Genomic DNA, 25,386 nt, shown 5'->3' on the forward strand with positions numbered 1-25,386 from the left:
TCACAAAGCCGTCCGGGCCGGCTGTCTGATCAATTGAAGTCAGGAGACGGGTATCGTGCCGTCACGACTTTTTTACGTGTATAGAAGTCGACGCTGTCTTTTCCGTTTGCGTGCAATGTGCCGAAGAAAGAAGACTTCCAGCCCGAGAACGGGAAGAATGCCATCGGCGCCGGGACGCCAAGGTTGATCCCGAGCATTCCCGCGTCAATATTCTCACGGAAGTAGCGGATCGCGTTCGCATTTGACGTGAACAGGCAGGCGCCGTTCGCAAATTCAGATTGGTTGGCGATGTCAACCGCTTCTTTTAAATTTTTCACACGCATGACCGACAGAACAGGCGCAAAGATTTCATCTTTCCAGATCGTCATATCCGTCGTCACGTTGTCAAAAATCGTCGGTCCGACGAAATAGCCGTCTTCCGTTACATGTTCACGGCCGTCACAAAGCAGTTTCGCTCCTTCTTCGATGCCTTTTTCAATATAGCTGTGCGTGCGGTTTTTGTTGTCCTCGCGGATGACCGGGCCCAAGAACACGCCGTCATCCAGTCCGTTTCCGATCTTGATGTCTGCGGCCTTTTCCTGTAATTTCGCCATAAACTCATCGGCGATTCCCTCTTCAACCGTCACAACCGCGCATGCCATGCAGCGCTCTCCTGCCGAACCGAATGCCGCGCCGATAATGTTTGTGACCGTATCTTCAAGGTGGGCGTCATTTAACACGATCGTATGGTTTTTTGCGCCCGTTAACGCCTGAACGCGTTTCAAATGTTCGCTGCCTTTTTTGAAAACATACTCGCCGACAGGTTTTGAACCGACGAATGAGATGGCTTTAATCTCCGGATGCTCAAGAATGCCGTTTACGACGTCATGCGCGCCGTGCACGACATTGAAGACGCCCTTCGGCAGACCGGCCTGTTCAAACAGCTCTGCCAGTTTTTCCGTTAACAGCGGCGTGCGCTCAGACGGCTTCAGAATAAAAGTGTTTCCTAATGAAATCGCCATCGGGAACATCCAGCAGGGAACCATCATCGGGAAGTTGAACGGTGCGATACCGCCGACCACCCCGATCGGATAGCGGTAGTTCGCCGCCTCTACATCTGTGGCGATAGAGGCAAGTGAATCGCCCATCATGAGTGACGGCGCGCCTGCTGCGAATTCGACGTTTTCAATTCCGCGTCCCACTTCACCGAGTGCTTCTGTCGTGTTTTTACCGTTTTCCAAAGTGATCAGACGGGCAAGCTCTTCTTTGTTCTGCTGGAGAAGCTGCTGATAGTTAAATAGAATTCTCGCACGGCGCGGCACTGCCGTCTTCGACCATGTTTTAAACGCTTCTGACGCTGAGCGGACGGCGTATTCCACATCCTCCCGCGTAGAAATCGGAACCTGGCACATCACTTCTTTTGTAGCCGGATTGACAACGTCTTCATATTGATCTGTCTTACTTTCAACCCATTCACCATTGATGTAGTTTTTCAGTTTTCTGATCTCTGCCATTCTCATTGCCTCCTTAAATAGTAAACATCCTGTTCAGCTGGATAATAACGGATGAATATATTCATCTTTTACATATAAAAGACATGAATTAAACGCTTACAAATGCTAAAATGATGGTGACTCCCAATCTTTTCATGTAAAAGTTGGTCATGTGCCGGATAAAGCAAACGGTTACATCTTTCACTTTTGATTTTACAGGTTATATTTTGGTCATTTCTTGGTTACATTGTAAGCCCAACACACCTTCAAGTCAATCTAAAAAATCAAAATTTTTTCATTATTTTTATCATACTTTTTTTAAGCGGGAAAACAGGAATTTGGAGAACCGTGTCGAATCGAACGGTGGGAACCCTCTTTTTTATCATTTGTTAAGTAACTATTGATTAACTCTTGGTGTTTATTATATATTTTAATTACTTTAAGAATTCTAGAAGGAGTTTTTTTATGAAACTGATGCGGATTCAGGAGATGGAAGAATACATTCTCAAACACGGAGCCACTTCGCTGGATGAGCTGTGCGAGGTATTCAACGTCTCTAAAAACACGGTCAGACGCGATATTAATAAGCTTGCGGAAAAAGGGGTGATCAAAAAGGTGTACGGCGGCGTGACGTCAGCAGAAAAATCTGTGCTCGTCCCTTTTGAGAACCGCACCATTCAACATCAGGATGAAAAAATCAAAATCGCCCGCTATGCGTCGCGGTTTATCGAGGATCACGATCTTGTATTTATTGATTCCGGCACGACGACCAAATCGATGCTGGAGACGCTTGATCCCGACAAGAATGTAACGGTGTTGACGAACAGCCTTGATATTATTAACGCCGCTTCATCCATGAAAAATATCGACCTGATCATCATCGGCAATAACTACAAACGGAAGACAAGGTCGTTTGTCGGCATTGATGATCCGAGCACACTCAATAAATACAACATTAACAAGGCGTTCATGTCCGCTACCGGGACAACGATCACCCACGGCCTGACGAATTCCGACTTACTGGAATACGAGGTGAAAAAGAAAATTTCCGAAAAGGCGAACGAAGTGTATCTGCTCGCGGATCATTCCAAATTCGGCAAATCCACGCTTTTGACATACGCGCCTTTCGACCGGCTTCACAGCATCGTCACTTCTCAGCAGCTCGATGAGGAATATACGAAGTATTGCCAAGAGCACCAAATCGACATTCACTTGGCATAGCGTTATAGTTAATAGAGAACGCTGCCGTATTTTCCCGGCAGGCGCTATGATATCCAATTTTTTCAGGGGGCGAAAACATGAGCAAAGTAACAATCGGCAAAACTGACCTAAAGGTATTTCCGATCGGTTTGGGAACAAATGCGGTCGGCGGACACAATCTCTATCCGAATCTGAATGAAGAAACGGGAAAAGAATTGGTCCGGGAAGCGATTAAAAGCGGTGTTACCATGTTAGATACCGCCTATATTTACGGAGTGGGCCGTTCTGAAGAATTGATCGGCGAGGTGCTGAAAGAATATAACCGCGAGGATGTCTTCATCGCCACAAAAGCCGCTCACAGAAAAGAAGGCGATGACTTTGTTTTCGACAACTCACCGGCCTTTTTGAAACAATCGGTCGAAGACAGTCTGAAACGCCTGCAGACGGATTACATCGATTTATTCTACATCCATTTCCCGGATGAGCACACGCCGAAGGACGAAGCCGTTCAAGCATTGAATGAGCTGAAAAAAGAAGGAAAAATCCGTTCCATCGGCGTATCCAATTTCTCTTTGGAGCAGCTGAAAGAAGCTAATAAAGACGGCTTAGTCGACGTGATTCAAGGAGAATACAACCTGCTGAACCGTGAGGCGGAAAAGACTTTCTTCCCTTATACGACAGAACACGGCATCTCATTCATTCCGTACTTCCCGCTCGTATCCGGACTGCTGGCCGGCAAATACGACGAGAACACAACCTTCCCGGAAGGCGACCTGCGCAATGATCAGGCGCATTTCCAAGGGGAGCAGTTTAAAGAAAACATCAAAAAAGTCAACCAGCTCAAACCGATTGCTGAAAAGCACAATGCCGATACGGCGCATATCGTGCTTGCCTGGTACTTGGCGAGACCTGAAATCGATATCCTGATTCCGGGCGCCAAACGCGCGGATCAATTAAAAGACAACATGAAAGCAGCCTCCATTACGCTATCTGCTGAAGAAATCGCGTTTATCGACAAGCTGTTTTCCTAAGAAAAAAACACGCCTTTTTTGAAAGGGCGTGTTTTTTTATGTTTATATTTTTCTCTTCGGGGAATGAAATAGTTATCTAAATAAACTATTATGCGTTCCAAAAGATGAGGAGGATCATCTGTGAAGAAAAACACCAAAAAATACCTGATTTACTTTTTCGGAGCATTGGGCGGGCTGCTTTACGGCTATGACACCGGTGTGATTTCAGGGGCTTTGTTATTTATTAACAATGATATTCCTTTAAACACGCTGACCGAGGGGTTGGTCGTCAGCATGCTGCTGCTCGGTGCGATTTTCGGGTCCGCCTTAAGCGGGACATGCTCTGACCGATGGGGCCGGAGAAAAGTGGTTTTCGTCCTTTCACTCATTTTTATTATCGGCGCGCTTGCCTGTGCGGCTTCGCAAACCGTCACCATGCTGATTATCTCCCGTGTCATACTCGGGTTAGCCGTCGGAGGCTCAACGGCGCTGGTTCCCGTTTATCTATCTGAGATGGCGCCGACAAAAATACGCGGAACGCTCGGCACATTGAATAACTTAATGATTGTAACCGGAATTTTACTCGCATATATTGTGAATTACATATTCACCCCGTTTGAAGCTTGGCGCTGGATGGTCGGTCTCGCGGCAGTACCGGCGGCGCTTTTATTAATCGGAATCGCGTTTATGCCGGAATCTCCGAGATGGCTCGTCAAACGCGGCCGTGAGCAGGAAGCCAGACAAGTCATGGAAATGACGCACGACAAAGAGGATATCGCCGTTGAATTGGCGGAAATGAAACAAGGAGAAGCTGAGAAAAAAGAATCTACGCTCGGCTTGCTGAAAGCAAAATGGATCCGCCCTATGCTGCTGATCGGGATCGGCCTCGCCATCTTCCAGCAGGCGGTCGGTATCAACACGGTGATTTACTATGCGCCGACCATCTTTACAAAGGCCGGACTCGGCACTTCGGCGTCCGTTCTCGGCACGATGGGCATCGGTGTCTTAAACGTCATCATGTGTATCACCGCCATGATCTTAATCGACCGGATCGGCCGAAAAAAACTGCTGATGTGGGGAAGTGTCGGCATTACCTTGAGCCTGGCGTCACTATCAGCCATTCTCCTTCTGGCCGGCCTGTCAGCTTCAACAGCATGGCTGACCGTGCTGTTTCTCGGAATCTATATCGTCTTTTACCAGGCGACATGGGGTCCCGTCGTATGGGTTCTGATGCCGGAGCTGTTCCCGTCAAACGCACGCGGAGCCGCAACCGGATTTACGACATTGATTCTGTCGGCAACCAACCTGATCGTTTCACTGGTATTCCCGCTTATGCTGAGCGCTATGGGCATCGGCTGGGTATTCGGAATATTCTCAGTCATTTGCCTCTCATCTTTCTTCTTCGCCGCTTACATCGTTCCTGAAACGAAGGGCAAAAGTTTAGAAGAAATCGAAACGCACTTGAAAAAACGGTTCTCCTTAAAAAAGCGCAGCAAACAAAATCAAATTCTTAAACAGCGCACACTGTAATCAAAAAAGGAATCGCCCCCGCTGGGCGATTCCTTTTTGGCGTCATACCATGACTTTGCAGATATCATTCGTAAACTCGACCGGATCATGGATCGGCAGCCCTTCAATCAGAAGCGCCTGATTGTACAGCAGGTTTGTGTATAAAGCAAGCTTTTCCCGATCTTGTCCGTGCGCGTTCTTTAACGTCTCAAACACTTCGTGATTCGGGTTGATTTCCAGCACTTTTTCCGCTTTGACCTGCTGGCTGTCAGGCATGGCGTTTAACACTTTCTCCATTTCGATCGTCACTTCGCCGTCTGTCGCAAAGCAGACCGGATGAGATTTTAAGCGTTTTGAGGCTCTGACATTCTTGACTTTATCCGCAAGAATCTCTTTCATGCTTTCGAACAGGTCTTTATATACGTTTTCTTCGGCTTCAGTCTGCTTATCATCTTCGTCACTGTCGATGCCTAAGTCGGCGCTTGAGACGGATTTGAACTCTTTTTCCTCGTAGCTTGTCAGCATTTTGATCGCGAATTCATCAATATCTTCCGTGAAATATAAAATTTCGTAGCCTTTGTCCGCCACCATTTCAGTTTGCGGCAGCTTTTCAATCCGCTCATATGAATCGCCGGACGCGTAATAGATATATTTTTGATCCTCAGGCATTCTGGACACATATTCGTCCAGAGTGACGAGCTTTTTCTCCTTAGATGAATAGAAGAGAAGCAGATCTTTTAAGACGTCTTTATTCGCGCCGAAATCATTATAGACGCCGAATTTCAGCTGTCTGCCGAAAGATTCATAGAAAGATTCGTATTTTTCCCTTTTGTTCTTCAGCAGGCTCTTCAGCTCGGCTTTGATTTTTTTATTGATGTTTTTCGCAATCAGCTTCAGTTGGCGGTCGTGCTGCAGCATCTCTCTGGAAATGTTCAGCGACAGATCCTCAGAATCCACCATGCCTTTTACAAAGCTGAAATGATCCGGAAGCAGGTCGGCGCATTTGTTCATGATCAGCACGCCGTTGGAATACAGCTCCAATCCTTTTTCGAATTCCTTCGTATAATAGTCAAACGGCATGTTTTCCGGAATAAACAAAATCGAATTGTAGCGCACCGCTCCATCGACGCTGATATGCACGTGGGTCAGCGGTTTATCAAAACCGTAATGCTTCTCGGCGTAAAAAGCCTCGTAATCCTCATCCGTCAGCTCGCTTTTGTTTTTTCTCCAGATCGGAACCATGCTGTTGACCGTCTGTTCTTCCTGAACTTCTTCAAATTCGTTCTCGCTGCCCTCTTTCGGCTTGTTGACCGTCTCTTCCATTTTGATCGGGTAGCGGATAAAATCAGAGTACTTTTTCACGATCGCTTTGATGCGGTAGTTTTCTAAAAACTCATCATAGCTTTCATCTTCTGTGTTTTCTTTTATTTTCAGGGTGATTTCCGTACCGACGGTTTCCTTGTCACACGGCGCGATCGTGTAGCCGGCAGCCCCTTCCGACTCCCATACATACGCCTCGTCACTGCCGAGCGCCTTACTTTTCACCGTGACTTTATCAGCCACCATAAACGCCGCATAAAATCCGACGCCGAACTGGCCGATAATGTCATGGCCGTCTTTCGAGTCATTTTCTTGCTTGAAAGCGAGTGAACCGCTTTTCGCAATCGTGCCGAGATTCTGTTCAAGCTCGTCTTTTGTCATCCCGATACCGGTATCTGTGACGGTGAGCGTTCTCGCTTCTTTGTCCGCCGTCACTTTTATATAGTAATTGTCTTGATCAAACGTTAATGAATCATCGGTTAACGCCTTGTAATAGATTTTGTCAATCGCATCGCTCGCGTTGGAAATTAACTCGCGGAGAAAAATTTCCTTCTGCGTGTAAATGGAGTTAATCATCATGTCCAGCAATCGCTTGGATTCTGCTTTAAACTTTTTTTTCCGCACTTCAGATCTCTCCTTTAATTATGCTTTGATGTTATGTAAAATCTTTTCAGCATCTATTTATCATATACAGTGACAATTGTCAACTAGGATTAGCAGATGCATATATTGTAAATTTAACATGTTAATGGATTCATTTCACCCATTTTATCAATAAAAAAGAGAGAATGTTGATCATCCTCTCCTCTCTGCTTCTTTCCGGCGGCCGAATTCCTTCTTCATCCATATGTATGACGGGTAGAAAAACAAACTAAATAAGATAAGAGATCCCAAGTTTCGCAAAGACTCATGCAGAACATTTCTTACAGTGAGAGGAAACGTAATGTCCTGAAACAGAATAGAGATAACGGTGTAAATCACAAATCGCATAGGAACAATGGCATAACAATAAAACGCTATCTCCTTTTTATGCTGTATCTTCAAAATATGTAAACCTCCCAATGATGTATATACATAATATCAACATATTTAATAGGTATTTAGAAACAAACCTCCGTATGTTTATCCCCCTATTCAGCGGGAACAGATATAGAAAAAGGAGGAATCGCATTATGGGAAGATTAACAGACAAAACCGCAATCATCACAGGGGCCGCGACAGGCATCGGACAAGCGACGGCACGGGTTTTCGCCGATGAAGGCGCCCGCGTGATCTGCGGTGACATCAATGAAAGCGAACTGAATGAAACCGTCAGCGCCATCAGAAAAAACGGCGGAGAAGCAGAAGCCTTTCACCTTGATGTATCAGACGAAGAAAACGTAAAGTCTTTTGCGGACGGCATTCAGCAAAGGTACGGAACAATTGATATTCTGTTTAACAATGCCGGTGTTGACCAAGAGGGCGGCAAAGTCCATGAATACCCAATCGAGCTTTTTGACCGGATCATCGCCGTCGATCTGCGCGGCACATTTCTGTGCAGCAAATACCTGATTCCGCTCATGCTCGAAAAAGGAGGCTCCATCATCAACACCTCCTCCATGTCCGGCCGGGCCGCAGACCTTGACCGTTCCGGCTATAACGCCGCAAAAGGCGGAATCACGAACCTGACGAGAGCGATGGCCATTGATTACGCCAGAAGCGGAATCCGCGTCAATTCCTTATCGCCGGGTACAATTGAAACGCCGCTCATTGATAAATTGGCAGGCACGAAAGAAGACGAAATGGGCGAGGCGTTCCGTGAAGCCAACAAATGGATCACGCCGCTCGGCCGGCTCGGAAAACCGGAAGAAATGGCGGCTGTCGCGCTCTTCCTCGCTTCAGACGACAGCTCTTACGTCACGGGAGAAGACATCACCGCAGACGGCGGCATCATGGCATACACTTGGCCGGGGAAAATGCTGATTGATAAGAAGTGGAAGGAAGAGACGGAGTGACGATAGATAATAAAAAAAGCCAGTGCAAAAACACTGGCTGAACAAGCTGAGGGCGGGTTACTTAAACCAGCCCTTTTCCTTTGATCGGGTAATGGCTTCAATTCGATTTTTCACTTCTAGTTTATCCAGAATCATCGAAACGTAATTGCGGACTGTGCCGCTTTTGATGCTGAGGGCGTTTGCGATTTCTTTCGTGTTTTTTCCGTCTGCGACAAGCTCGAGCACCTCTTTTTCCCGTTCGGTCAGCGGGTTTTCTTCACTATAAATGTCCTCCATTAATTCAGGTGCATAGACGCGTCTCCCTTTCATGACGCTGCGGATGGCGCTGACGAGCTCATCGCTCGGGCTGTCCTTGAGCATGTACCCGCTGACGCCTGCTTTTAGCGCCCGCTGAAAATAGCCGGAGCGGGCAAAGGTCGTCAAAATGATGATTTTCACACCGCTGTCCTTGAGTTCTTCTGCCGCTTCAAGACCTGATTTCCCGGGCATTTCGATATCCATCAGACAGATGTCGGGCGCATGTTTTTCCACGAAATCGATGGCATCCTGGCCGCTTGTGCCTTTGCCGACAACCGTCATATCCTCTTCTAAATTCAACAGCGAACCGAGTGCGCCGAGCAGCATTTGCTGATCCTCGGCAATGAAGATGTTGATCATCTGCTACCATCCTTTTCTTTTGATTTTGAATCATTCGGGATTCTCATGGTCAGCTTTGTTCCGGCGGCTGTATCGATGGCTAAACTGCCGTTTGCGAATTCAAGACGTTCCCTCATTCCAAGCAGGCCGTGCCCCTTTGAAAAAAAGCGGTCTTCTCTGCATTGAAAGCTGCCGTCATCTTCTACCGTAATGACAACCTCTTTCCAAAGCTGCTGAATGGTGATGCGGCATACTTTTGCGCCGCTGTGTTTCACGACATTGGTGACGGCTTCTTTAATGCACATGCTGACGATGTTTTCGTTCAGCAAAGAGATATGTTTGGGCGCTTCTTTTTCTTCATACACAAATTCAATTCCTGCCGCTTCAAGAATTTGCCGAACATTGCCGAGCTCATCCTTCAATCGGATGCCTTTCATCGATGAGACGATTTGTCTGACCTCATTTAAGGAAGTGCGGGCCGTCTGCTGCACGCTTTTCAGCTCAGCGCGGGCCTGTTCAGGATCCTTATATATCAGCTTTCGGGCAAGGTCGCTTTTCAGTCCGATTAAGGAGAGCTTTTGTCCAAGTGTATCGTGAAGGTCCCGGGCGATGCGCTGCCTTTCTTCCAGCTTCACAAGATCGGCAATTCGCTCATTTGCATATTCTAATTTCTCCTCAAGGCGCTCCCGTGCCTTTCTGCTTCGAATGCTGAGCGGAAGCAGGATGGCACTGATCAGTGTAATGACGATAAACGGAATTTGTGTCAAAAACCACTCTTTTTTCAGAACAAGGCTGAAGTTGACGGCAACCGCCGCACTGATGATATGAATGTAATATAAGATGTAAAATGGAACTTTGTCTCGGATATGGCCGATGAAGTAGGCGATAAAGAAGGCGAAATAAATATAACTGAACAGCATGGCTGAGCCGGTCGAAATGCCGATCAGAAGAAGCGCCCATAAGTAAAGCGGCCAGCCTTTTGCAACAAATGCAAAGCGGTATGCGCCAAAGAAAACGAGCGTGAAAATGATGCCGGCCACGATGACAAAGGTAGAAGAGCTTTTAAAAATAAAATAAAAAGGCAGGATGAAAAAAATCGTCCATATATAAGGAGAAATCCCGTTCAGTTTTTGAAATTTAAAATACTTCTTCATCTTTGTTCCACCTTCTGCTGCTTGTGTCTACCATCACTTTATCAAAACACCGCCCTCATTGCACCCTCACGCATGAAGAGAAGGCTCTTTCTGATAAGAGAAAGAGCCGTGCGCCGTATCAGGCATTTTTCTTTAAAGGTTCTTTCGGCACCGGATGGGGCGCCGATGTTTTCCGCGCCTCCCGGAAGCTGACAAACTGCTTTTCGTCCTCATCCCACAGACGGAATTTCATGGATTCAAGACTTGTTTTAAGCGTAATGGTCGGTACGTTTTTTAAAGGCTCATGTCTCTCATGAGCGGCTTCCAGCTTGTAGTTCGGCACTTTCGGACTTAAGTGGTGGACATGATGGTAGCCGATATTGCCCGTCAGCCATTGCAAAAGCTTCGGCAGCTTGTAAAAGGAGCTTCCTTCTACCGCGGCCTGCACATAATCCCAATGCTCATCGGCTTCAAAATAAGAATCCTCAAACGTGTGCTGAACATAAAAGAGCCAGACGCCGATTGACCCCGAAATAAGGAAAATCGGACCCTGAACAAGCAAAAAGTTTTCCCAGCCGAGAAGCAGGCACGTCGCAGCAGCCAATAAGACAATCGCCGCGTTCGTGAAATAGGTGTTCCAGCGCTCCTTGCGGCGGGCGCCTTTTACATTGAAACGGTTTTTAATCAGAAATACGTAAATCGGGCCGAGAATAAACATAATAAACGGATTGCGATAAAGTCTGTAGCGTATTTTTGTCCAGGCTGACGCTTCGTTATATTCCTTGACGGTCATCATCCAAATATCGCCGGTGCCCCGTTTATCTAAGTTGCTGCTTGTCGCATGATGAATGGAGTGGCTTCGCTGCCATTGAAGGAACGGAAACAGTGTCAGCACACCTGAAATAAACCCGAACAGCCGGTTCAGCTTCTTTTGTTTGAAAAAGGATTGGTGGCAGCAGTCGTGGAAAATAATAAAGATTCTTGTCAAAAATCCCGCTGCTATAACAGTACAGGCGAGGGTCAGAAGATAGGAGACATTGAGGCTGAAGTAAGCAAGAAACCAAAGGGCAAAAAACGGCACAAACGTGTTGAAAAGCTGAATGATACTATGCTTTGTATCGGCGCCGGAAAATGCGGCAACCTGCTTTTTTAAAGACGCTTGTTTTTGAGTTGCGGCGTGATTGATCATGAATGTCATGTCCCTTCTTTTTCATTATGACCTCAAGTATAACGGGGCGCCCGACGCGGTTGTAGTAGCAGCCATCATGCCCCGAATATGACATTTGTCATGTTTGGCGGCAGAATGCTGATCAGGCGTCATATGGAAGGTTTCTTTCATATCTGCACTTCTCAAAGAAAACAGCAAAAAAGAACCCGGCCTGTTTTCGGCCGAGTTCTTTTTCATCATCCTCACAGCAAAATCACCCGATACTTCTTCACATCCAAAAACTGCAGAAACTCCCGGGCCAGCATATCCGGCGCGTGGTCTTTTCCTTCATGAAGACGATATTGAATCAGACCGACGAGCATGGACGCGACATAGTATGCATAGAGCTTTTTGCCCGCCTGAATGTGCAGAGGCTGATGAAGATAAAACGATTGCAGCGCTCTGAACATTTCCGGGATGACGTCAGGCACTCCTGAACCCTCTCTCAGAAAATGAACGAGCGGAAGGCCGCCGGACAGCGCCGAAAAGAGCCGGACGAGCGCGGCTTCCGCTTCTTCCACGGAACAGTCGGCAGGATCTCCTTTTACCGTCAATAATCCGATCAGATCCCGGCATGATTGATGGATGATCGTTTTCAGCAATGCTTCTTTGTTGGCGTAATGGTCATAAAAAGTGGCACGGCGGAGGTTGCTTTGACGGGCAATATCGGAAATCGTGATCGCCGCGTACTCTTTTGTTTCCGCCATTAAGCCGATCATGGCTTCTTGCAAGGCCTGCCTCGTCCTTGTCACCCGGCGGTCGGCGGGCTTTTTTTCTTCTTGTTCCGGCACCCGGCGGCCAAACAGCCAGTAAAACCGTTTTTGAGAAATCAAATCCCACACCTGTCCGCTGATTTCTTCCGGGGATGCCCCGGGCTCCTCATTCAGCCAGTACAACACAATGGCATATGTGTATAACGCGCGGTAATGAATGTACATATCCTGTTCAGTCGGTGAGAAATCCGCATTGACCGGTGACAGCAGCACATCATGCCGGAACACATCTTTTAAAAAAGCATGAACGTGAAAATACGGCATTTTATGACGGTCCATCATCGTTTGAAAAAACACCCGGTGCCGGTCAACAAAAGACAGTGTCGGATGCACTTTTTGCCATCCGCCCTGTAAATGAAGCACATCTTTATTCTTCAGCGAATCATACAGCGCTTCGCTCAGCCCGTCTTTCATTTCTTCCTCTATATCCTCTAAAATCGCATATTTATCTTCGTAATAAAGGTACAGTGTCCCCCGGCTCACGTGCGCCCGTTCGGCGATGTCCTTCATGGTCACACGGCGGATATCCCGCTCTCCAAGCATGGCCAAAAGCGCTTGTTTGATGTCATTTGTCATAGAATCCGGCATAAGAGACACTCCTTTCATTAGACAGATCACGGCAATTTGTACGGTAACGTATAGATGCGTTTACGCTGTCTTTGCCGCAAAAACACATCACATTATAATAGGCCCTGAAGAAATAAAAAAGCAACCAGAGGAGGAAAACCGATGGATCAGCATATAAAAGCAGACATCAAACGCGTCTTTGCGCTTCAGAAAAAAAATCAAAAAACGCTGCGTGCTTCAACAGCCGGGCAGCGCAGAGAAAAGCTTCAGCGCTTTTTAGATGCCGTCACCGCACATGAAGAAGAAATCATCGAGGCGATCAGACGGGACGTCCGCAAGCCTTATCATGAGGTGAAAAGAGCGGAAACGCAGGGAACGATCAAGGCGATTAAAGATAATATGAACAATCTCGACACCTGGATGGCGCCGAAACGCGTCGGCTCATCCGTCAGCCCCGACGCTGACGGCGTATTAATGTACGAGCCAAAAGGCCTTACCTTAATTCTCGGCCCATGGAATTATCCGTTTATGCTGACGATGGCTCCGCTTGCGGCTGCCATTGCGGCGGGAAACAGCGCGATTGTGAAGCTGTCCGATTTTACGATGGAGACGAGCCATATCGCCGCGACAGTTATTCGCGAGGCATTTCACGAAGAAGAAGTCGCCATTTTTGAAGGTGAGGTCGATGTCGCGACAGAACTGCTCGACCAGCCGTTTGACCACATTTTCTTCACCGGAAGCACGAATGTCGGTAAAATCGTCATGACGGCAGCGGCGAAGCATTTGTCGTCCGTCACGCTTGAGCTTGGCGGAAAGAGCCCGACGATCATCGACAGCGGCTATGATTTGATGGACGCGGCGAAAAAAATCGCCGTCGGCAAATTTGTCAATGCGGGGCAAACATGTATCGCCCCTGACTATCTCCTTATGAAGGAAGATGTACAGGACACCTTTACAGATCTCCTGCAGACCATTGTCAATGCAGGTTTTATGGAGGATGATCATACGGTTGACCGCAACAAATTCACGCAGATTGTCAATGACCGCAACTTTAACCGTGTCAAAGCCCTGTATGATGATGCCATTGAAAAAGGGGCAAAAACGGCGTTCGGCGGCGTATTCGATGCTCATGACCGCACGATTTCTCCGACCGTGCTGACAAACGTCACGCCTGATATGAAGATCATGCAGGAAGAAATCTTCGCACCGATTCTGCCGATTATGAATTACGAAGATATCAGTGAAGCCGTTGATTACATCACTGAACGGGACAAGCCGCTTGCCTTGTATGTATTCAGCCATAATCAGGAGCTGATCGATTATGTTCTGCAGCATACGACGTCCGGCAATGCTTCTGTCAATGATGTCGTCGTTCATTTCACTGACGTCAACCTTCCGTTCGGCGGTGTCAATACGAGCGGGATCGGTTCATATCACGGTGTGTACGGCTTTAAAGAATTCTCTCATGAAAAAGGCGTATTCATTCAAGCCTCTAAATAAAAAAAAGAATCCGCGTGCGCGGATTCTTTTTTATTATTTTTTTGCCCCGAATGCGAGCAGTTTCGTATAAGTGCCGACATAAAGCGTGCCGTCTTCAGCCAGAACCGGGGAGGAAATGACATTGCTGTCTGTTTGATAGCGCCATTTTTCATTGCCGTCAGCGTCAACCGCATAGACGTTTTTATCGTCAGAGCCGAAGTACACATTGCCGTCCGCATCAATCAGCGGCGCCGTTCTCACAGGCCCGTCCGTATAGAAAGACCAGTTCATATTACCGGTTTTGCTGATGGAAAACAGCTCGCCGCTTCCCGAACCGATATACACATTGCCGTTATGGTCGATCGCTAATGAAGAGCTGGAGAAACCGTTTAACGGGAACGTCCACTTTACAGCACCCGTTGATGTATAGGCGTATAAGTTGCCGTCCTGGTTTCCGGCGTAAACGGTGCCGTCTCTATCAATAACCGGATAACCTTTAAACCCGTTGGACGTCGTTTTTGACCATTTCACTTGGCCCGTTCCGGAATTGATCGCGTAAAAGATATTATTGTACGTTGCCGTATACAGAGTGCCGTTTGATGCTAACACGGGAGCGGAGCCGACCACGCCGTTTGTTTTAAATTTCCACTTTTGCGTCCATGTCGAAGGCGACATCGGTTTAATCGCATAGATATAGTTATCCAGCGTCGACACATACAGCGTGCCGTCAGAGCCGATAGCCGCATCGGAACTCGGCGCTCCGCTCAGCGGAACCGATGTTAAAATGTTTCCGGTTTCTTTGTCGATGAAATACAGTTTTTTATCGTGAGAAGGAAGATAAATGACACCGTTTGTTCCGAGCACCGGAGTCAGCGTATAGGTCGTCCCGAGGTTTTCCGTCACCCATTTCACAGTACCGTCCGGATGATACGCCATCAGCTTCCCGTCTTTTGATTGAATAAATACGGTGCCGTCCCCGTCAACCGCGGCTCCCGCACCGTTTTGAGGGGTGGCCGGAACATTCTTTTCCCATTTTAACGCGCCATCGGCAGTGCTTGTAAACCGGCTTTCCCTTGACCAGTTGAACATCGTCGGAGACATCGCCTGCGCGTCATACCGTCCCGCCAAGAAACCGGATGCCGCATGATTTTGTTTAAATACCGTTTCCGCGGCTTGAGCAGCCGCCGGATGCAGCCATTTTGCCCCCGGCAGATCAGAAACCGCCCCCACAGATAAAGCCGCAGCAACCGCAGCGCCGGCCGCCAATGTTTTCATTCGCAATGAAGCTGTCTTTTTTTTCAATGTCAGTTCCTCCCGTTTCTATTAAAAACTGCTATACCACTTTCATCATACCATAATCATCCTATGAAATATTTGTATTTTCGGTAGATTTATAGAACAAATGTCACATAGCCTGCTGATGCTTCGGGGATGATCGAAACGCGGCAATATACCACACCACATTGACGATGAAAGCCGCGCCTGACCAAACGAAAAGACCGTAATAAAGAGACAGCTCCTGCCCTAAGGAAATTGCGGTCAATAACGCCACCAACAAGACAGCCGCGCAAATGATAAGCCCGATCCCGCAAAAAACAGCCATGATGATTTTCATGCCACGAACACCGAGAATATACATAATGAGCGGGACCGCATATATAACAAGGATCTGACCGACGGCGGCCCACATGCCCGCGGAATTAAAACGATTCGCGTTCGGCCCCGTTTCTGCAAGCGGAGAAAGCGAGACGAGGACCGGCAATAAACAAAACATCAGAGCGGAAAGCAAGGTCACCGCAACCGCACCTTTTTTCTTTTGATTCATGTGAATATCCTCCTGACAATAACCCGGCTTTTTTACCGGTAATCTGATAATATGTTATATTTTAGCACGATATTTACTTAATTTGAGAATGTTTTGTCAAAAACGAATTTACAAATCCAGAAAAATAGATATAATAAACGTTATGGAACCGATATTGATTCATAAAGCGTTATCTAACAAAACACGAAGTGATATTATGACGTGGCTTAAACACCCGGAAGACCATTTTAATGAAAGACCTTATCTTGATCAGGGACTCAGTTTCCGCACCGGAATTTGCGTCGGTGATATTCAGGCAAAGTCAGGGCTTGCGCAGTCCGTCATCTCCAGCTACCTGCTGACGATGCAAAAAGCCGGCCTGCTGGAATCCGAACGAATCGGAAAGTGGACCTATTACAGAAGAAATGAAAAACAAATTAAAGCCTTTGCTGACTATGTCCAGCACCAGCTATAACCATGAAAGGAGGGCTTTTTTTGTTCTAACATATCTATTTTTCTGTATATGTAGTTAAATAAAAGGAGGCATACATAACAATGAAAAAAAGCAGCTCCATCTTCATTCTATTTTTGGCACTAGGGGTTTTCGGGATTATCACGACCGAGATGGGCATTATCGGCGTTCTTCCGCAAGTGGCGGACAGATTTCATATTTCTGCTTCAAAAGCGGGGTGGCTTGTCAGTATTTTCGCGTTCATCGTCGCTGTGTCGGGACCGTTTTTGACCTTGCTTGCTTCAGGTATAAACCGGAAATACATTCTGCTTTTAGCGGTGCTGATGTTTGCCGTTTCAAATGCGGTCTACGCGTATACGGCGCATTTCAATGTCATGCTGGCGTTTCGGATCATTCCGGCTTTATGCCACCCGGTGTTCTTTTCTGTAGCGCTTGCGGCCGCGGCCCGGCTTGTCCCCGCCGGCCAATCCGGAAAAGCCGTAACGAAAGTCTTTTCAGGCATCACCGCCGGCTTTGCGTTCGGCGTGCCTTTCACGTCTTATCTGGCGGATCGTCTCTCTCTTGAAGCCGCCTTCTTATTCGGCGCTATCATCAGTCTCATCGCGTTCACGGGCATTCTTCTCTTTTTGCCATCCATGCCGGTCACAGAAAAAATGTCTTTCAGTAGCCAGCTCGGCATTCTTCGCAAACCGGCTTTGTGGCTCAATATCGCTGCCGTCACCTGTCTCTTTGCGGCCATGTTTTCTGTCTACAGCTATTTTGCGGAGTACCTCGGGCGGGTGTCCCATATGATCGGCACATTGGTCAGCTTCATGCTGATGAGTTTCGGGGTGATTATGATAGCCGGGAATTTCGTCTTCGGTGCTTTGTTATATAAAAATATGAAAAAGACCGTCATCCTGTTTCCGCTTCTTTATACAGCCGCCTACTTGCTCATATACGGGTTTGGGACGTCTTTCGCGCCGATGGCCGTCCTCGTCTTCGTATGGGGCGCCGTTCATTCCGGCGGTCTCATTGTCAGCCAGACATGGCTTACTGCGGAAGCAAAGGAGGCGCCCGAATTCGGCAACAGCCTGTTTGTCTCCTTTTCCAACCTCGGCATCACCATCGGAACGGCGGCGGGCGGCTGGTTTATTTCACATTTGGGAATCCATCAGCTGATGTGGTGCGGCATCATGTTTGCCCTTCTGGCTTTCGGGCTGATCATGGGACGCTTGGCATGGGGAAAGAGGCTGCTCGCAGAAGCTTAAGCTCCATTGCAAAATCCGGAATGATTACGTATAATATTCCAGATTAAAGCAAGGGAGAGAAAAAGATACATGGAAAGACCGGCAGGATTTTGGATTCGGTTTCTGGCTTACGTCATTGATCAAATCATCATAGGAATTCCGATTTTTATCATTCAATTTATGGTCTCTTTTTTATTTGCGGCAGGCGTTGCGGCGGCTGACCCCTTCATGACCGAAAATCAGTTTAACATCTCTTTTCTGGTGTTCGGCGTCATTCCGATTCTTGTGAGCTCTATTGTGATCAGCATCTTATATTTCAGCCTGCTCACAGCCTCAAAGATGCAGGGGACCCTGGGAAAAGCATTGCTCGGCCTTAAGGTCGTCAATGAAGATGGCGGACGCATTTCCATCGGCCAGGCCTTCGGACGCGCTTTCGCCTATATCATATCCAAGCTCATTCTTTATATCGGATTCATCATGGGTGCCTTCGGAGAGAAAAAAACGCTGCACGACATCATGTGCAGCACCCGGTTTGTTTATAAATAATGTCCCCAAGTCCGGGCCTTTTGAGCCCGGGCTTTTTTATGACGGCTGTGCCCGCCTGATGTCAATGCTGCCTTCTCCGTCAGCCTCAATGCGGATCGTCCCGTTCACAATGACAGACAGCGGATGGAACTCCGCATGCTGATCAGAAAAAATCCAGCGGCGGCCGCTCGGCCCTAAAAGCAAAAACGCCCCATCATTGTAATCACCCATAAAATGAAACCCGTTTTCACTAAGAGGCGCATGCTTTCTCACCGGAATGCCGAGACGCTGCAGCTCCTTCCCCGTCGATACCACCTCGGCAGCCGTCAGATTCACCTCGCCGATATTCAGGACGGACTCAATCGAAAAACGTTCCGCGCTTTCCGGCGATGTGTCTCTCGCTATGAATTCCGCCAGATTGTTGGACGGATCTTTGAAATAAAAGGAACGCGCCTGAATATGAGTGAAATACACCTCATCCTCCCCATCTTCCGTTTGAAAAACGACTTTATCCTTTATCCACGCCTTCGCCTCATCAAAACGATTATTCGGAATATTAAACGCGAAATGATACGTCGGATGAGAGTGAGAATCGGCGCGCCTGAATTCCAACTCACTTTCTCCCGCCTTGATGGTAAACGAATCACCGGACTCATCAATTAAAGGAAAACCTAACACCCGTTCATAGAAGTGTTTCGTCTCCTCCAACGCACAACTGTACAAAGTAATGTGATTTATTTGCATGATCATACCCCCTTTGGTTTATACTGCCATATAGAGGGGTTGATTTCCTACTGTTTCGATTCACCAATTGAGAATCCCCCTTTCGCCCGGCGCTAAACATGACAAACAGCGCCAAACCGCTTATACCAGGCGTTTTTTAACGTCTGAAGCAAAAAAAGCAGAAAATAATACCCCATATAGCTTGACAAAAAATAAATGTTATTTAATAATCTATATATAATTAGAATTATTATTGAAAGATAAAGTGAATGCTTTGTCTTTTTAATATATTTCAAATCACATTTCAGGAGGAAGATATTATGTCTTTAATCGGAAAAGAAGTACTGCCATTCGAAGCAAAAGCTTTCAAAAACGGTGAATTCATCGATGTAACAAACGAAGATTTGAAAGGTCAATGGAGCGTTTTCTGCTTCTACCCAGCGGATTTCTCTTTCGTTTGCCCGACTGAACTTGAAGATCTTCAAGGACAATACGCTGCACTGAAAGAATTAGGTGTTGAAGTATACTCTGTTTCTACAGATACTCACTTCGTACACAAAGGCTGGCATGACAGCTCTGAAAAAATCGGCAAAATCACTTACGCAATGATCGGAGACCCATCTCAAACGATCTCCCGCAACTTCGACGTTCTTGACGAAGAAACTGGTCTTGCTGACCGCGGAACATTCATCATCGATCCTGATGGCGTTATCCAAACAGTTGAAATCAATGCAGGCGGTATCGGCCGTGACGCAAGCAACCTAGTAAACAAAGTAAAAGCAGCTCAATACGTTCGTCAAAACCCAGGTGAAGTCTGCCCGGCTAAATGGGAAGAAGGCGGCGAAACACTTACACCTAGCCTTGATTTGGTAGGTAAAATCTAAGGAGTGCATTCCATTGGTACTTGATGCAAATATCAAAGCACAATTAAATCAATACATGCAGCTAATTGAGAACGACATTGTTCTCAAAGTAAGCGCCGGTGACGATGACACTTCTAAGGACATGCTGGCTCTCGTTGACGAACTGGCTTCCATGTCATCTAAAATTTCAGTTGAAAAAACTGAATTAAACAGAACACCGAGCTTCAGCGTTAATCGTACCGGAGAAGACACAGGCGTTACATTCGCCGGTGTTCCTCTCGGCCACGAATTTACATCATTAGTGCTGGCATTGCTTCAAGTCAGCGGCAGAGCGCCTAAGGCTGATCAAAAGGTCATTGACCAGATTAAGAACATCAGCGGAGAATACCGCTTTGAGTCTTATATCAGCCTGACGTGCCACAATTGCCCTGATGTCGTCCAAGCATTAAACATGATGAGCGTGCTCAACCCGAATATCACACATACAATGATTGACGGCGCGGCATTCAAAGAAGAAGTAGAAAGCAAAAACATCATGGCTGTTCCGACTGTTTTCTTAAACGGTGAATCTTTCGGAAGCGGCCGTATGACCATCGAAGAGATTCTCGCGAAAATGGGCAGCGGCGCAGATGCGTCTGAGTTTGCCGACAAAGAGCCGTTTGACGTTCTTGTTGTCGGCGGCGGACCTGCCGGCGCAAGCGCGGCGATCTACACGGCGCGTAAAGGCATCCGCACCGGTGTCGTCGCTGAACGCTTCGGCGGCCAGGTACTCGACACCATGAGCATCGAAAACTTCATCAGCGTCAAAGCGACTGAAGGACCGAAGCTCGCTGCAAGCCTTGAAGAGCACGTGAAAGATTATGATATTGACGTCATGAACCTTCAGCGCGCGAAACGCCTTGAGAAAAAAGACCTCTTCGAACTTGAACTTGAAAACGGCGCTGTACTGAAAAGTAAAACAGTGATCCTTTCAACAGGTGCCCGCTGGCGCAATGTCAACGTACCTGGTGAGCAAGAGTTCAAAAACAAAGGTGTTGCATACTGCCCGCACTGTGACGGACCATTATTTGAAGGCAAAGACGTAGCCGTTATCGGCGGCGGAAACTCCGGAATCGAAGCGGCGATTGACCTTGCAGGTATCGTCAATCACGTGACTGTGCTGGAGTTCGCGCCTGAACTGAAAGCAGACGAAGTCCTGCAAAAACGTCTTTACAGCCTGCCGAACGTCACTGTGCACAAAAATGCACAAACGAAAGAAATCACAGGCGACCAAAACGTAAACGGCATTACGTTCGTTGACCGTGAAACAGGCGAAGAAAAACACGTTGAACTCCAAGGTGTATTCGTCCAAATCGGTCTCGTGCCTAATACAGAATGGTTAGACGAAACCGTCGAACGCAACCGCATCGGCGAAATCATCGTCGATAAGAGCGGCGCGACAAGCGTTCCCGGCCTATTTGCCGCAGGGGACTGCACAGACGGCCCGTACAACCAAATCATTATCTCCATGGGATCAGGTGCAACTGCCGCTTTAGGCGCATTTGATTATTTGATCCGGAATTAATGTAAAAAGCGCTACCCTGCTTACACGGCAGGATAGCGCTTTTTTTATATTAAAACGGCATACTGCATAGCAGTACACCGTCTGAAGTAATTCAATCTGTCTTTCTCCCTCTCGCCCGATAGATAAGAAACAATCCAATAAACCACAGCGGCGTCAGCAGCAAAGCCGGGCGCGTCGCATCCGCAAACAGCATAATCACCAGAATGAAGGCAAACAGCGCCAGCACGGCGTAATTGATAAACGGCGCAAACGGCGCCTTGAAAGACGAGCTTGCGTGTAAGTCCGGACGGGTTTTCCTGTATCTGATATGACAGACAAGAATCACGCCCCACACCCAAATGAAACAGATCGCGCTGATGGTTGTCACGATGCCAAAGGCCGCTTCCGGTATCAATTTGCTTAAAAGAGCGCCCGCTGACAGCACAATAACCGATATCCATAACGCGCGGCTCGGCACATGATTTTTATTCAGCTTCGCAAAACTTGCCGGCGCCTGTTTCGTTTTGCTTAAGTTATACAGAATCCGGCTTGTTGAAAACATCCCGCTGTTACAAGCAGAAGCGGCAGACGTTAATACGACAAAATTAATGATTCCCGCGGCTAACGGAATGCCGACCAGACTGAAGGTCTTTACAAATGGACTTTCCGTTGCATTCAGCTGCATCCACGGGTTAATACATAAAAGAATGAGCAATGCCCCGACGTAGAAAAATAAAATCCGCAATGGAATTTTATTGATAGCGGACGGAATATTTTTTTTCGGATTTGACGTTTCCGCCGCCGACACACCCACTAATTCCACACCGACATAGGCGAAGATCACCATCTGGAATGAAAGCAAAAAGCCTGAAAATCCGTTCGGGAACAAGCCGCCGTGCTCCCACAGATTCGCCGCTGAAGCCGTTCCGGTATGCGTTTTGAACCCAATCACCAGCAGAACCACCCCGATGACAATTAACGCGAGAATCGTGACTACCTTAATTAAGGCGAACCAAAACTCCAATTCTCCAAAAATCTTAACCGTTAACAGATTAAGCCCTAATAAAATGAGCAAACAGATAAGTGCCGGAATCCACTGCGGAATATCAAACCAATATTTCACATACACACCGACGGCGATCACATCCGCCATAGCCGTCATAATCCAGCAAAACCAATAAGTCCAGCCAGTGACAAACGCTGCACGCGGCCCTAAATACGCCTCGGCTATATCCGTTAATGATTGGTACCCCGCTTTAGATAACAGCAGTTCTCCCAGCGCCCTCATGACGAAAAAAAGCGCAATACCTACAATAAAATACGCAAAGATGATAGAAGGACCCGCCAGCTGAATCGCCTTACCGGACCCTAAAAACAATCCGGTGCCGATCGTGCCGCCAATAGCGATCAGCTGCACGTGCCGATTCGATAGATCCCTCTTTAGCTCTCGCTGCTCCACATCTGACTCCTCCTTACCTCTCTAGTGAACGACGAGCAAAAAAAGCCAATAAAAAAAAGAGATTGGATGCCCTCCAATCTCATGGTCATAAGAATATCAAATTATATTTGCGCCGCTGACAATCAACAGCATGACAAATACATATTCGGTACTCTTCTGTCCTTTTGCCTGAGATTGTGAACCCTTCGGCGCCGCGGAAAACCCGCGGTCTCTCCAGAAGCCGCTCCTGCTGTAGTGCGACCCACAGCAATCATAGCCTGCTACGTATTGAGTTTCCGATAGAAATAACTATCAGCTAACTTTTTATTTTAATGAAAGTTGAATGCATTGTCAACAGGGGTATACGCTCACAGCGTTATCCCGGTCCAATTTTTGATGCCTGAAGCGCCGTATCTTCCGTTTTCATTGTCTCAAAAAGGCGTTATGCGGTACTATCATATAAGGTCTAATCATTTAAACATTATGTCATACTTTAAATTCACTTTATCATACAATTGCTCGTAAATAAAAAGGGGATGGACGAGATTGGAAACCAAATATTTAGATCTGCTCGCACAAAAATACGATTGTGAAGAAAAAGTGGTCACGGAAATCATTAATCTGAAAGCGATACTGAACCTGCCGAAAGGAACCGAGCATTTCGTCAGTGATCTGCACGGGGAGTATCAGGCATTCCAGCACGTGCTGCGGAACGGTTCAGGAAGAGTAAAAGAGAAGATCCGCGATATTTTCAGCGGCGTCATTTACGATAGAGAAATTGATGAATTGGCGGCTTTGGTCTATTACCCGGAAGACAAACTGAAGCTGATCAAACATGGCTTTGATACGAAAGAGGTATTAAACGAGTGGTATAAAGAAACGATTCATCGGATGATTAAGCTCGTTTCTTATTGTTCTTCCAAGTACACCCGCTCCAAATTGCGCAAAGCACTGCCCGCCCAATTTGCTTATATTTCCGAAGAGCTGCTGTACAAAACAGAACAAGCCGCCAACAAGGAACAATACTACTCCGAAATCATAGAACAGATCATTGCGCTCGGCCAGGCCGATAAGCTGATCACCGGTCTTGCCTACAGCACGCAGCGATTGGTGGTCGACCATCTGCATGTTGTCGGCGATATTTATGACCGCGGACCGCAGCCGGATAAAATCATGGAAGAACTGATCAACTATCATTCAGTGGATATTCAATGGGGGAATCATGATGTTCTCTGGATAGGCGCTTATTCCGGCTCAAAAGTATGCCTGGCAAATATTATCCGCATCTGTGCCCGCTATGACAATCTGGATATTATTGAAGACGTTTACGGCATCAATCTGAGACCGCTATTGAACCTTGCCGAAAAATATTACGATGATAACCCGTCTTTCCGCCCGAAAGCGGACGAAAACAGACCGGAAGATGAGATTAAACAAATCACAAAAATTCATCAGGCGATCGCGATGATCCAATTCAAGCTTGAGAGCCCGATTATTAAGAGACGGCCAAACTTTAATATGGAGGAACGGCTGTTACTGGAAAAGATCGATTATGACCGCAATGAAATCACGCTGAACGGAAAAACGTATCAACTGGAAAACACCTGCTTTGCGACGGTGAATCCCAAACAGCCTGACGAGCTGCTAGAAGAAGAAGCAGAAGTCATGGACAAGCTGCTGTTTTCTGTCCAGCACTCCGAAAAGCTGGGCCGCCATATGAATTTTATGATGAAAAAAGGCAGCCTGTATCTGAAATATAACGGCAACCTGTTGATTCACGGCTGTATTCCCGTCGATGAAAACGGCAGCATGGAAACGATGATGATAGAGGATAAAGCTTATGCGGGCCGTGAGCTGCTCGATGTATTTGAACGGTTCTTACGGGAAGCGTTTGCCCATCCGGAAGAAACCGATGATCTGGCGACAGATATGACGTGGTACTTATGGACAGGCGAATACTCCTCCCTCTTCGGAAAACGGGCCATGACAACCTTTGAGCGGTATTTCATTAAAGAGAAGGAAACGCATAAAGAAAAGAAAAACCCGTATTACTATTTGCGTGAAGACGAGGCAACCTGCCGAAACATCCTGAAGGAATTCGGCCTCAATCCGGATCACGGCCATATCATCAACGGCCATACACCGGTAAAAGAAATCGAAGGCGAAGATCCGATCAAGGCAAACGGAAAAATGATCGTCATCGACGGCGGCTTCTCCAAAGCCTACCAATCCACAACAGGCATCGCCGGCTACACGCTCTTATACAATTCCTACGGCATGCAGCTCGTCGCCCATAAACACTTTAACTCCAAGGCCGAAGTGCTGAGCACCGGAACCGACGTCTTAACAGTGAAACGATTAGTCGACAAAGAGCTGGAGCGGAAGAAAGTAAAAGAAACAAACGTCGGTGAAGAACTGATGAAAGAAGTGGCGATTTTGGAGAAACTGCGGGAGTATCGGTATATGAAGTGAAGAATATGGAGTTCAGA

At 47.1% G+C, this 25,386-nt stretch carries 22 protein-coding genes and 1 riboswitch; of the genes, 11 read left to right on the top strand and 11 right to left on the bottom strand.

What is annotated here, in order from left to right; all coding sequences use genetic code 11:
- Window positions 1–29 precede the first annotated feature (29 nt).
- Entirely contained in the window at window positions 30–1,493 is a 1,464-nt protein-coding gene (iolA, locus tag HAP68_RS18635; protein WP_014306132.1) for a methylmalonate-semialdehyde dehydrogenase, read from the bottom strand.
- A 444-nt stretch (window positions 1,494–1,937) separates the two neighbouring features.
- Between iolA and HAP68_RS18640 the strand changes: the two genes are divergently transcribed.
- The 3 genes from HAP68_RS18640 (at window position 1,938) to HAP68_RS18650 (ending at window position 5,212) form a co-directional block, all read left to right on the top strand.
- Complete coding sequence (locus HAP68_RS18640; RefSeq protein ID WP_004393223.1) at window positions 1,938–2,693, top strand: DeoR/GlpR family DNA-binding transcription regulator; 756 nt, start codon at window positions 1,938–1,940, stop codon at window positions 2,691–2,693.
- Between the two features lie 77 nt (window positions 2,694–2,770).
- Window positions 2,771–3,703 carry an aldo/keto reductase gene (locus HAP68_RS18645; protein WP_014306133.1) on the top strand — a complete coding sequence of 311 codons (933 nt, stop codon included), beginning with the start codon at window positions 2,771–2,773 and terminating at the stop codon, window positions 3,701–3,703.
- A 120-nt stretch (window positions 3,704–3,823) separates the two neighbouring features.
- Window positions 3,824–5,212, top strand: coding sequence for a sugar porter family MFS transporter (locus HAP68_RS18650; RefSeq protein WP_015387474.1), 1,389 nt, complete (start codon window positions 3,824–3,826; stop codon window positions 5,210–5,212).
- A 42-nt stretch (window positions 5,213–5,254) separates the two neighbouring features.
- Here HAP68_RS18650 and htpG read toward each other — a convergent pair whose 3' ends face one another.
- Both htpG and HAP68_RS19600 read right to left on the bottom strand, forming a co-directional pair.
- Entirely contained in the window at window positions 5,255–7,135 is a 1,881-nt protein-coding gene (gene htpG, locus HAP68_RS18655; protein WP_024086001.1) for a molecular chaperone HtpG, read from the bottom strand.
- Between the two features lie 171 nt (window positions 7,136–7,306).
- Window positions 7,307–7,555 (bottom strand): hypothetical protein, encoded by a 249-nt coding sequence (locus HAP68_RS19600; protein ID WP_024086002.1) that lies wholly within the window; start codon window positions 7,553–7,555, stop codon window positions 7,307–7,309.
- 128 nt (window positions 7,556–7,683) lie between these two features.
- Here HAP68_RS19600 and HAP68_RS18660 point away from each other — a divergent pair, with 128 nt between their 5' ends.
- Window positions 7,684–8,505 carry an SDR family oxidoreductase gene (locus HAP68_RS18660; RefSeq protein WP_024086003.1) on the top strand — a complete coding sequence of 274 codons (822 nt, stop codon included), beginning with the start codon at window positions 7,684–7,686 and terminating at the stop codon, window positions 8,503–8,505.
- Window positions 8,506–8,562: 57 nt separating this feature from the next.
- On the opposite strand, the gene HAP68_RS18665 is transcribed toward HAP68_RS18660, so the two are convergent.
- The 4 genes from HAP68_RS18665 to HAP68_RS18680 form a co-directional block, all read right to left on the bottom strand.
- A complete protein-coding gene (locus HAP68_RS18665) occupies window positions 8,563–9,162 on the bottom strand; it encodes a response regulator transcription factor (protein ID WP_007407848.1) in 600 nt (199 codons plus the stop codon).
- Window positions 9,159–10,295, bottom strand: a complete 1,137-nt coding sequence (locus HAP68_RS18670) for a sensor histidine kinase (protein WP_004393210.1) — start codon at window positions 10,293–10,295, stop codon at window positions 9,159–9,161. Before HAP68_RS18670 ends, HAP68_RS18665 begins: the two co-directional genes overlap by 4 nt.
- 118 nt (window positions 10,296–10,413) lie before the next feature.
- A complete protein-coding gene (gene desA / locus HAP68_RS18675) occupies window positions 10,414–11,463 on the bottom strand; it encodes a Delta(5) desaturase DesA (RefSeq protein WP_024086005.1) in 1,050 nt (349 codons plus the stop codon).
- Between the two features lie 221 nt (window positions 11,464–11,684).
- Window positions 11,685–12,842: a TetR/AcrR family transcriptional regulator gene (locus HAP68_RS18680; protein ID WP_024086007.1), complete on the bottom strand. Its 1,158-nt coding sequence runs from the start codon at window positions 12,840–12,842 to the stop codon at window positions 11,685–11,687.
- Between the two features lie 141 nt (window positions 12,843–12,983).
- On the opposite strand from HAP68_RS18680, the gene HAP68_RS18685 reads away from it, so the two are divergent.
- The gene (locus HAP68_RS18685) at window positions 12,984–14,321 is read left to right on the top strand and encodes an aldehyde dehydrogenase family protein (RefSeq protein WP_004393206.1); all 1,338 of its coding nucleotides are present in this window, start codon (window positions 12,984–12,986) and stop codon (window positions 14,319–14,321) included.
- A 33-nt stretch (window positions 14,322–14,354) separates the two neighbouring features.
- Here HAP68_RS18685 and HAP68_RS18690 read toward each other — a convergent pair whose 3' ends face one another.
- Together HAP68_RS18690 and HAP68_RS18695 are read right to left on the bottom strand one after the other, a co-directional pair.
- Window positions 14,355–15,575 carry an outer membrane protein assembly factor BamB family protein gene (locus HAP68_RS18690; protein ID WP_184123324.1) on the bottom strand — a complete coding sequence of 407 codons (1,221 nt, stop codon included), beginning with the start codon at window positions 15,573–15,575 and terminating at the stop codon, window positions 14,355–14,357.
- A 130-nt stretch (window positions 15,576–15,705) separates the two neighbouring features.
- Window positions 15,706–16,125, bottom strand: coding sequence for a DUF5391 family protein (locus HAP68_RS18695; RefSeq protein WP_004393203.1), 420 nt, complete (start codon window positions 16,123–16,125; stop codon window positions 15,706–15,708).
- A 142-nt stretch (window positions 16,126–16,267) separates the two neighbouring features.
- On the opposite strand from HAP68_RS18695, the gene HAP68_RS18700 reads away from it, so the two are divergent.
- From HAP68_RS18700 to HAP68_RS18710, 3 genes are all read left to right on the top strand, one after another.
- Window positions 16,268–16,579 carry an ArsR/SmtB family transcription factor gene (locus HAP68_RS18700; RefSeq protein WP_004393195.1) on the top strand — a complete coding sequence of 104 codons (312 nt, stop codon included), beginning with the start codon at window positions 16,268–16,270 and terminating at the stop codon, window positions 16,577–16,579.
- Between the two features lie 80 nt (window positions 16,580–16,659).
- Window positions 16,660–17,826 carry an MFS transporter gene (locus HAP68_RS18705; protein ID WP_024086008.1) on the top strand — a complete coding sequence of 389 codons (1,167 nt, stop codon included), beginning with the start codon at window positions 16,660–16,662 and terminating at the stop codon, window positions 17,824–17,826.
- A gap of 69 nt (window positions 17,827–17,895) precedes the next feature.
- The gene (locus HAP68_RS18710; RefSeq protein ID WP_024086009.1) at window positions 17,896–18,351 is read left to right on the top strand and encodes an RDD family protein; all 456 of its coding nucleotides are present in this window, start codon (window positions 17,896–17,898) and stop codon (window positions 18,349–18,351) included.
- A gap of 36 nt (window positions 18,352–18,387) precedes the next feature.
- Here the strand turns inward: HAP68_RS18710 and HAP68_RS18715 are convergent, their stop codons facing one another.
- The gene (locus HAP68_RS18715) at window positions 18,388–19,074 is read right to left on the bottom strand and encodes a VOC family protein (RefSeq protein WP_015387467.1); all 687 of its coding nucleotides are present in this window, start codon (window positions 19,072–19,074) and stop codon (window positions 18,388–18,390) included.
- Between the two features lie 299 nt (window positions 19,075–19,373).
- Here HAP68_RS18715 and ahpC point away from each other — a divergent pair, with 299 nt between their 5' ends.
- Both ahpC and ahpF read left to right on the top strand, forming a co-directional pair.
- Window positions 19,374–19,937 (top strand): alkyl hydroperoxide reductase subunit C, encoded by a 564-nt coding sequence (gene ahpC, locus HAP68_RS18720; RefSeq protein ID WP_004393188.1) that lies wholly within the window; start codon window positions 19,374–19,376, stop codon window positions 19,935–19,937.
- A 13-nt stretch (window positions 19,938–19,950) separates the two neighbouring features.
- Window positions 19,951–21,480 carry an alkyl hydroperoxide reductase subunit F gene (ahpF, locus tag HAP68_RS18725; RefSeq protein WP_007614902.1) on the top strand — a complete coding sequence of 510 codons (1,530 nt, stop codon included), beginning with the start codon at window positions 19,951–19,953 and terminating at the stop codon, window positions 21,478–21,480.
- Between the two features lie 91 nt (window positions 21,481–21,571).
- Here ahpF and HAP68_RS18730 read toward each other — a convergent pair whose 3' ends face one another.
- Window positions 21,572–22,918 (bottom strand): amino acid permease, encoded by a 1,347-nt coding sequence (locus HAP68_RS18730; protein ID WP_024086010.1) that lies wholly within the window; start codon window positions 22,916–22,918, stop codon window positions 21,572–21,574.
- Window positions 22,919–23,064: 146 nt separating this feature from the next.
- A riboswitch (glycine riboswitch) is annotated at window positions 23,065–23,145 on the bottom strand.
- 298 nt (window positions 23,146–23,443) lie between these two features.
- Between HAP68_RS18730 and fbp the strand changes: the two genes are divergently transcribed.
- Window positions 23,444–25,369: a fructose-1,6-bisphosphatase gene (fbp, locus tag HAP68_RS18735; RefSeq protein ID WP_024086011.1), complete on the top strand. Its 1,926-nt coding sequence runs from the start codon at window positions 23,444–23,446 to the stop codon at window positions 25,367–25,369.
- The last annotated feature ends 17 nt before the right edge of the window (window positions 25,370–25,386 follow it).

The sequence above is a fragment of the Bacillus sp. Bvel1 genome (assembly GCF_014872755.1).
Lineage (GTDB): Bacteria > Bacillota > Bacilli > Bacillales > Bacillaceae > Bacillus > Bacillus velezensis.

Bases quoted from the DNA above. Each gene is read 5' to 3' on its own strand.
- iolA (WP_014306132.1), bottom strand. From the start codon at position 1,493: ATGGCAGAGATCAGAAAACTGAAAAACTACATCAATGGTGAATGGGTT.
- HAP68_RS18640 (WP_004393223.1), top strand. From the start codon at position 1,938: ATGAAACTGATGCGGATTCAGGAGATGGAAGAATACATTCTCAAACAC.
- HAP68_RS18645 (WP_014306133.1), top strand. From the start codon at position 2,771: ATGAGCAAAGTAACAATCGGCAAAACTGACCTAAAGGTATTTCCGATC.
- HAP68_RS18660 (WP_024086003.1), top strand. From the start codon at position 7,684: ATGGGAAGATTAACAGACAAAACCGCAATCATCACAGGGGCCGCGACA.
- HAP68_RS18665 (WP_007407848.1), bottom strand. From the start codon at position 9,162: ATGATCAACATCTTCATTGCCGAGGATCAGCAAATGCTGCTCGGCGCA.
- HAP68_RS18670 (WP_004393210.1), bottom strand. From the start codon at position 10,295: ATGAAGAAGTATTTTAAATTTCAAAAACTGAACGGGATTTCTCCTTAT.
- desA (WP_024086005.1), bottom strand. From the start codon at position 11,463: ATGATCAATCACGCCGCAACTCAAAAACAAGCGTCTTTAAAAAAGCAG.
- HAP68_RS18680 (WP_024086007.1), bottom strand. From the start codon at position 12,842: ATGCCGGATTCTATGACAAATGACATCAAACAAGCGCTTTTGGCCATG.
- HAP68_RS18685 (WP_004393206.1), top strand. From the start codon at position 12,984: ATGGATCAGCATATAAAAGCAGACATCAAACGCGTCTTTGCGCTTCAG.
- HAP68_RS18690 (WP_184123324.1), bottom strand. From the start codon at position 15,575: ATGAAAACATTGGCGGCCGGCGCTGCGGTTGCTGCGGCTTTATCTGTG.
- HAP68_RS18695 (WP_004393203.1), bottom strand. From the start codon at position 16,125: ATGAATCAAAAGAAAAAAGGTGCGGTTGCGGTGACCTTGCTTTCCGCT.
- HAP68_RS18700 (WP_004393195.1), top strand. From the start codon at position 16,268: ATGGAACCGATATTGATTCATAAAGCGTTATCTAACAAAACACGAAGT.
- HAP68_RS18705 (WP_024086008.1), top strand. From the start codon at position 16,660: ATGAAAAAAAGCAGCTCCATCTTCATTCTATTTTTGGCACTAGGGGTT.
- HAP68_RS18710 (WP_024086009.1), top strand. From the start codon at position 17,896: ATGGAAAGACCGGCAGGATTTTGGATTCGGTTTCTGGCTTACGTCATT.
- HAP68_RS18715 (WP_015387467.1), bottom strand. From the start codon at position 19,074: ATGCAAATAAATCACATTACTTTGTACAGTTGTGCGTTGGAGGAGACG.
- ahpC (WP_004393188.1), top strand. From the start codon at position 19,374: ATGTCTTTAATCGGAAAAGAAGTACTGCCATTCGAAGCAAAAGCTTTC.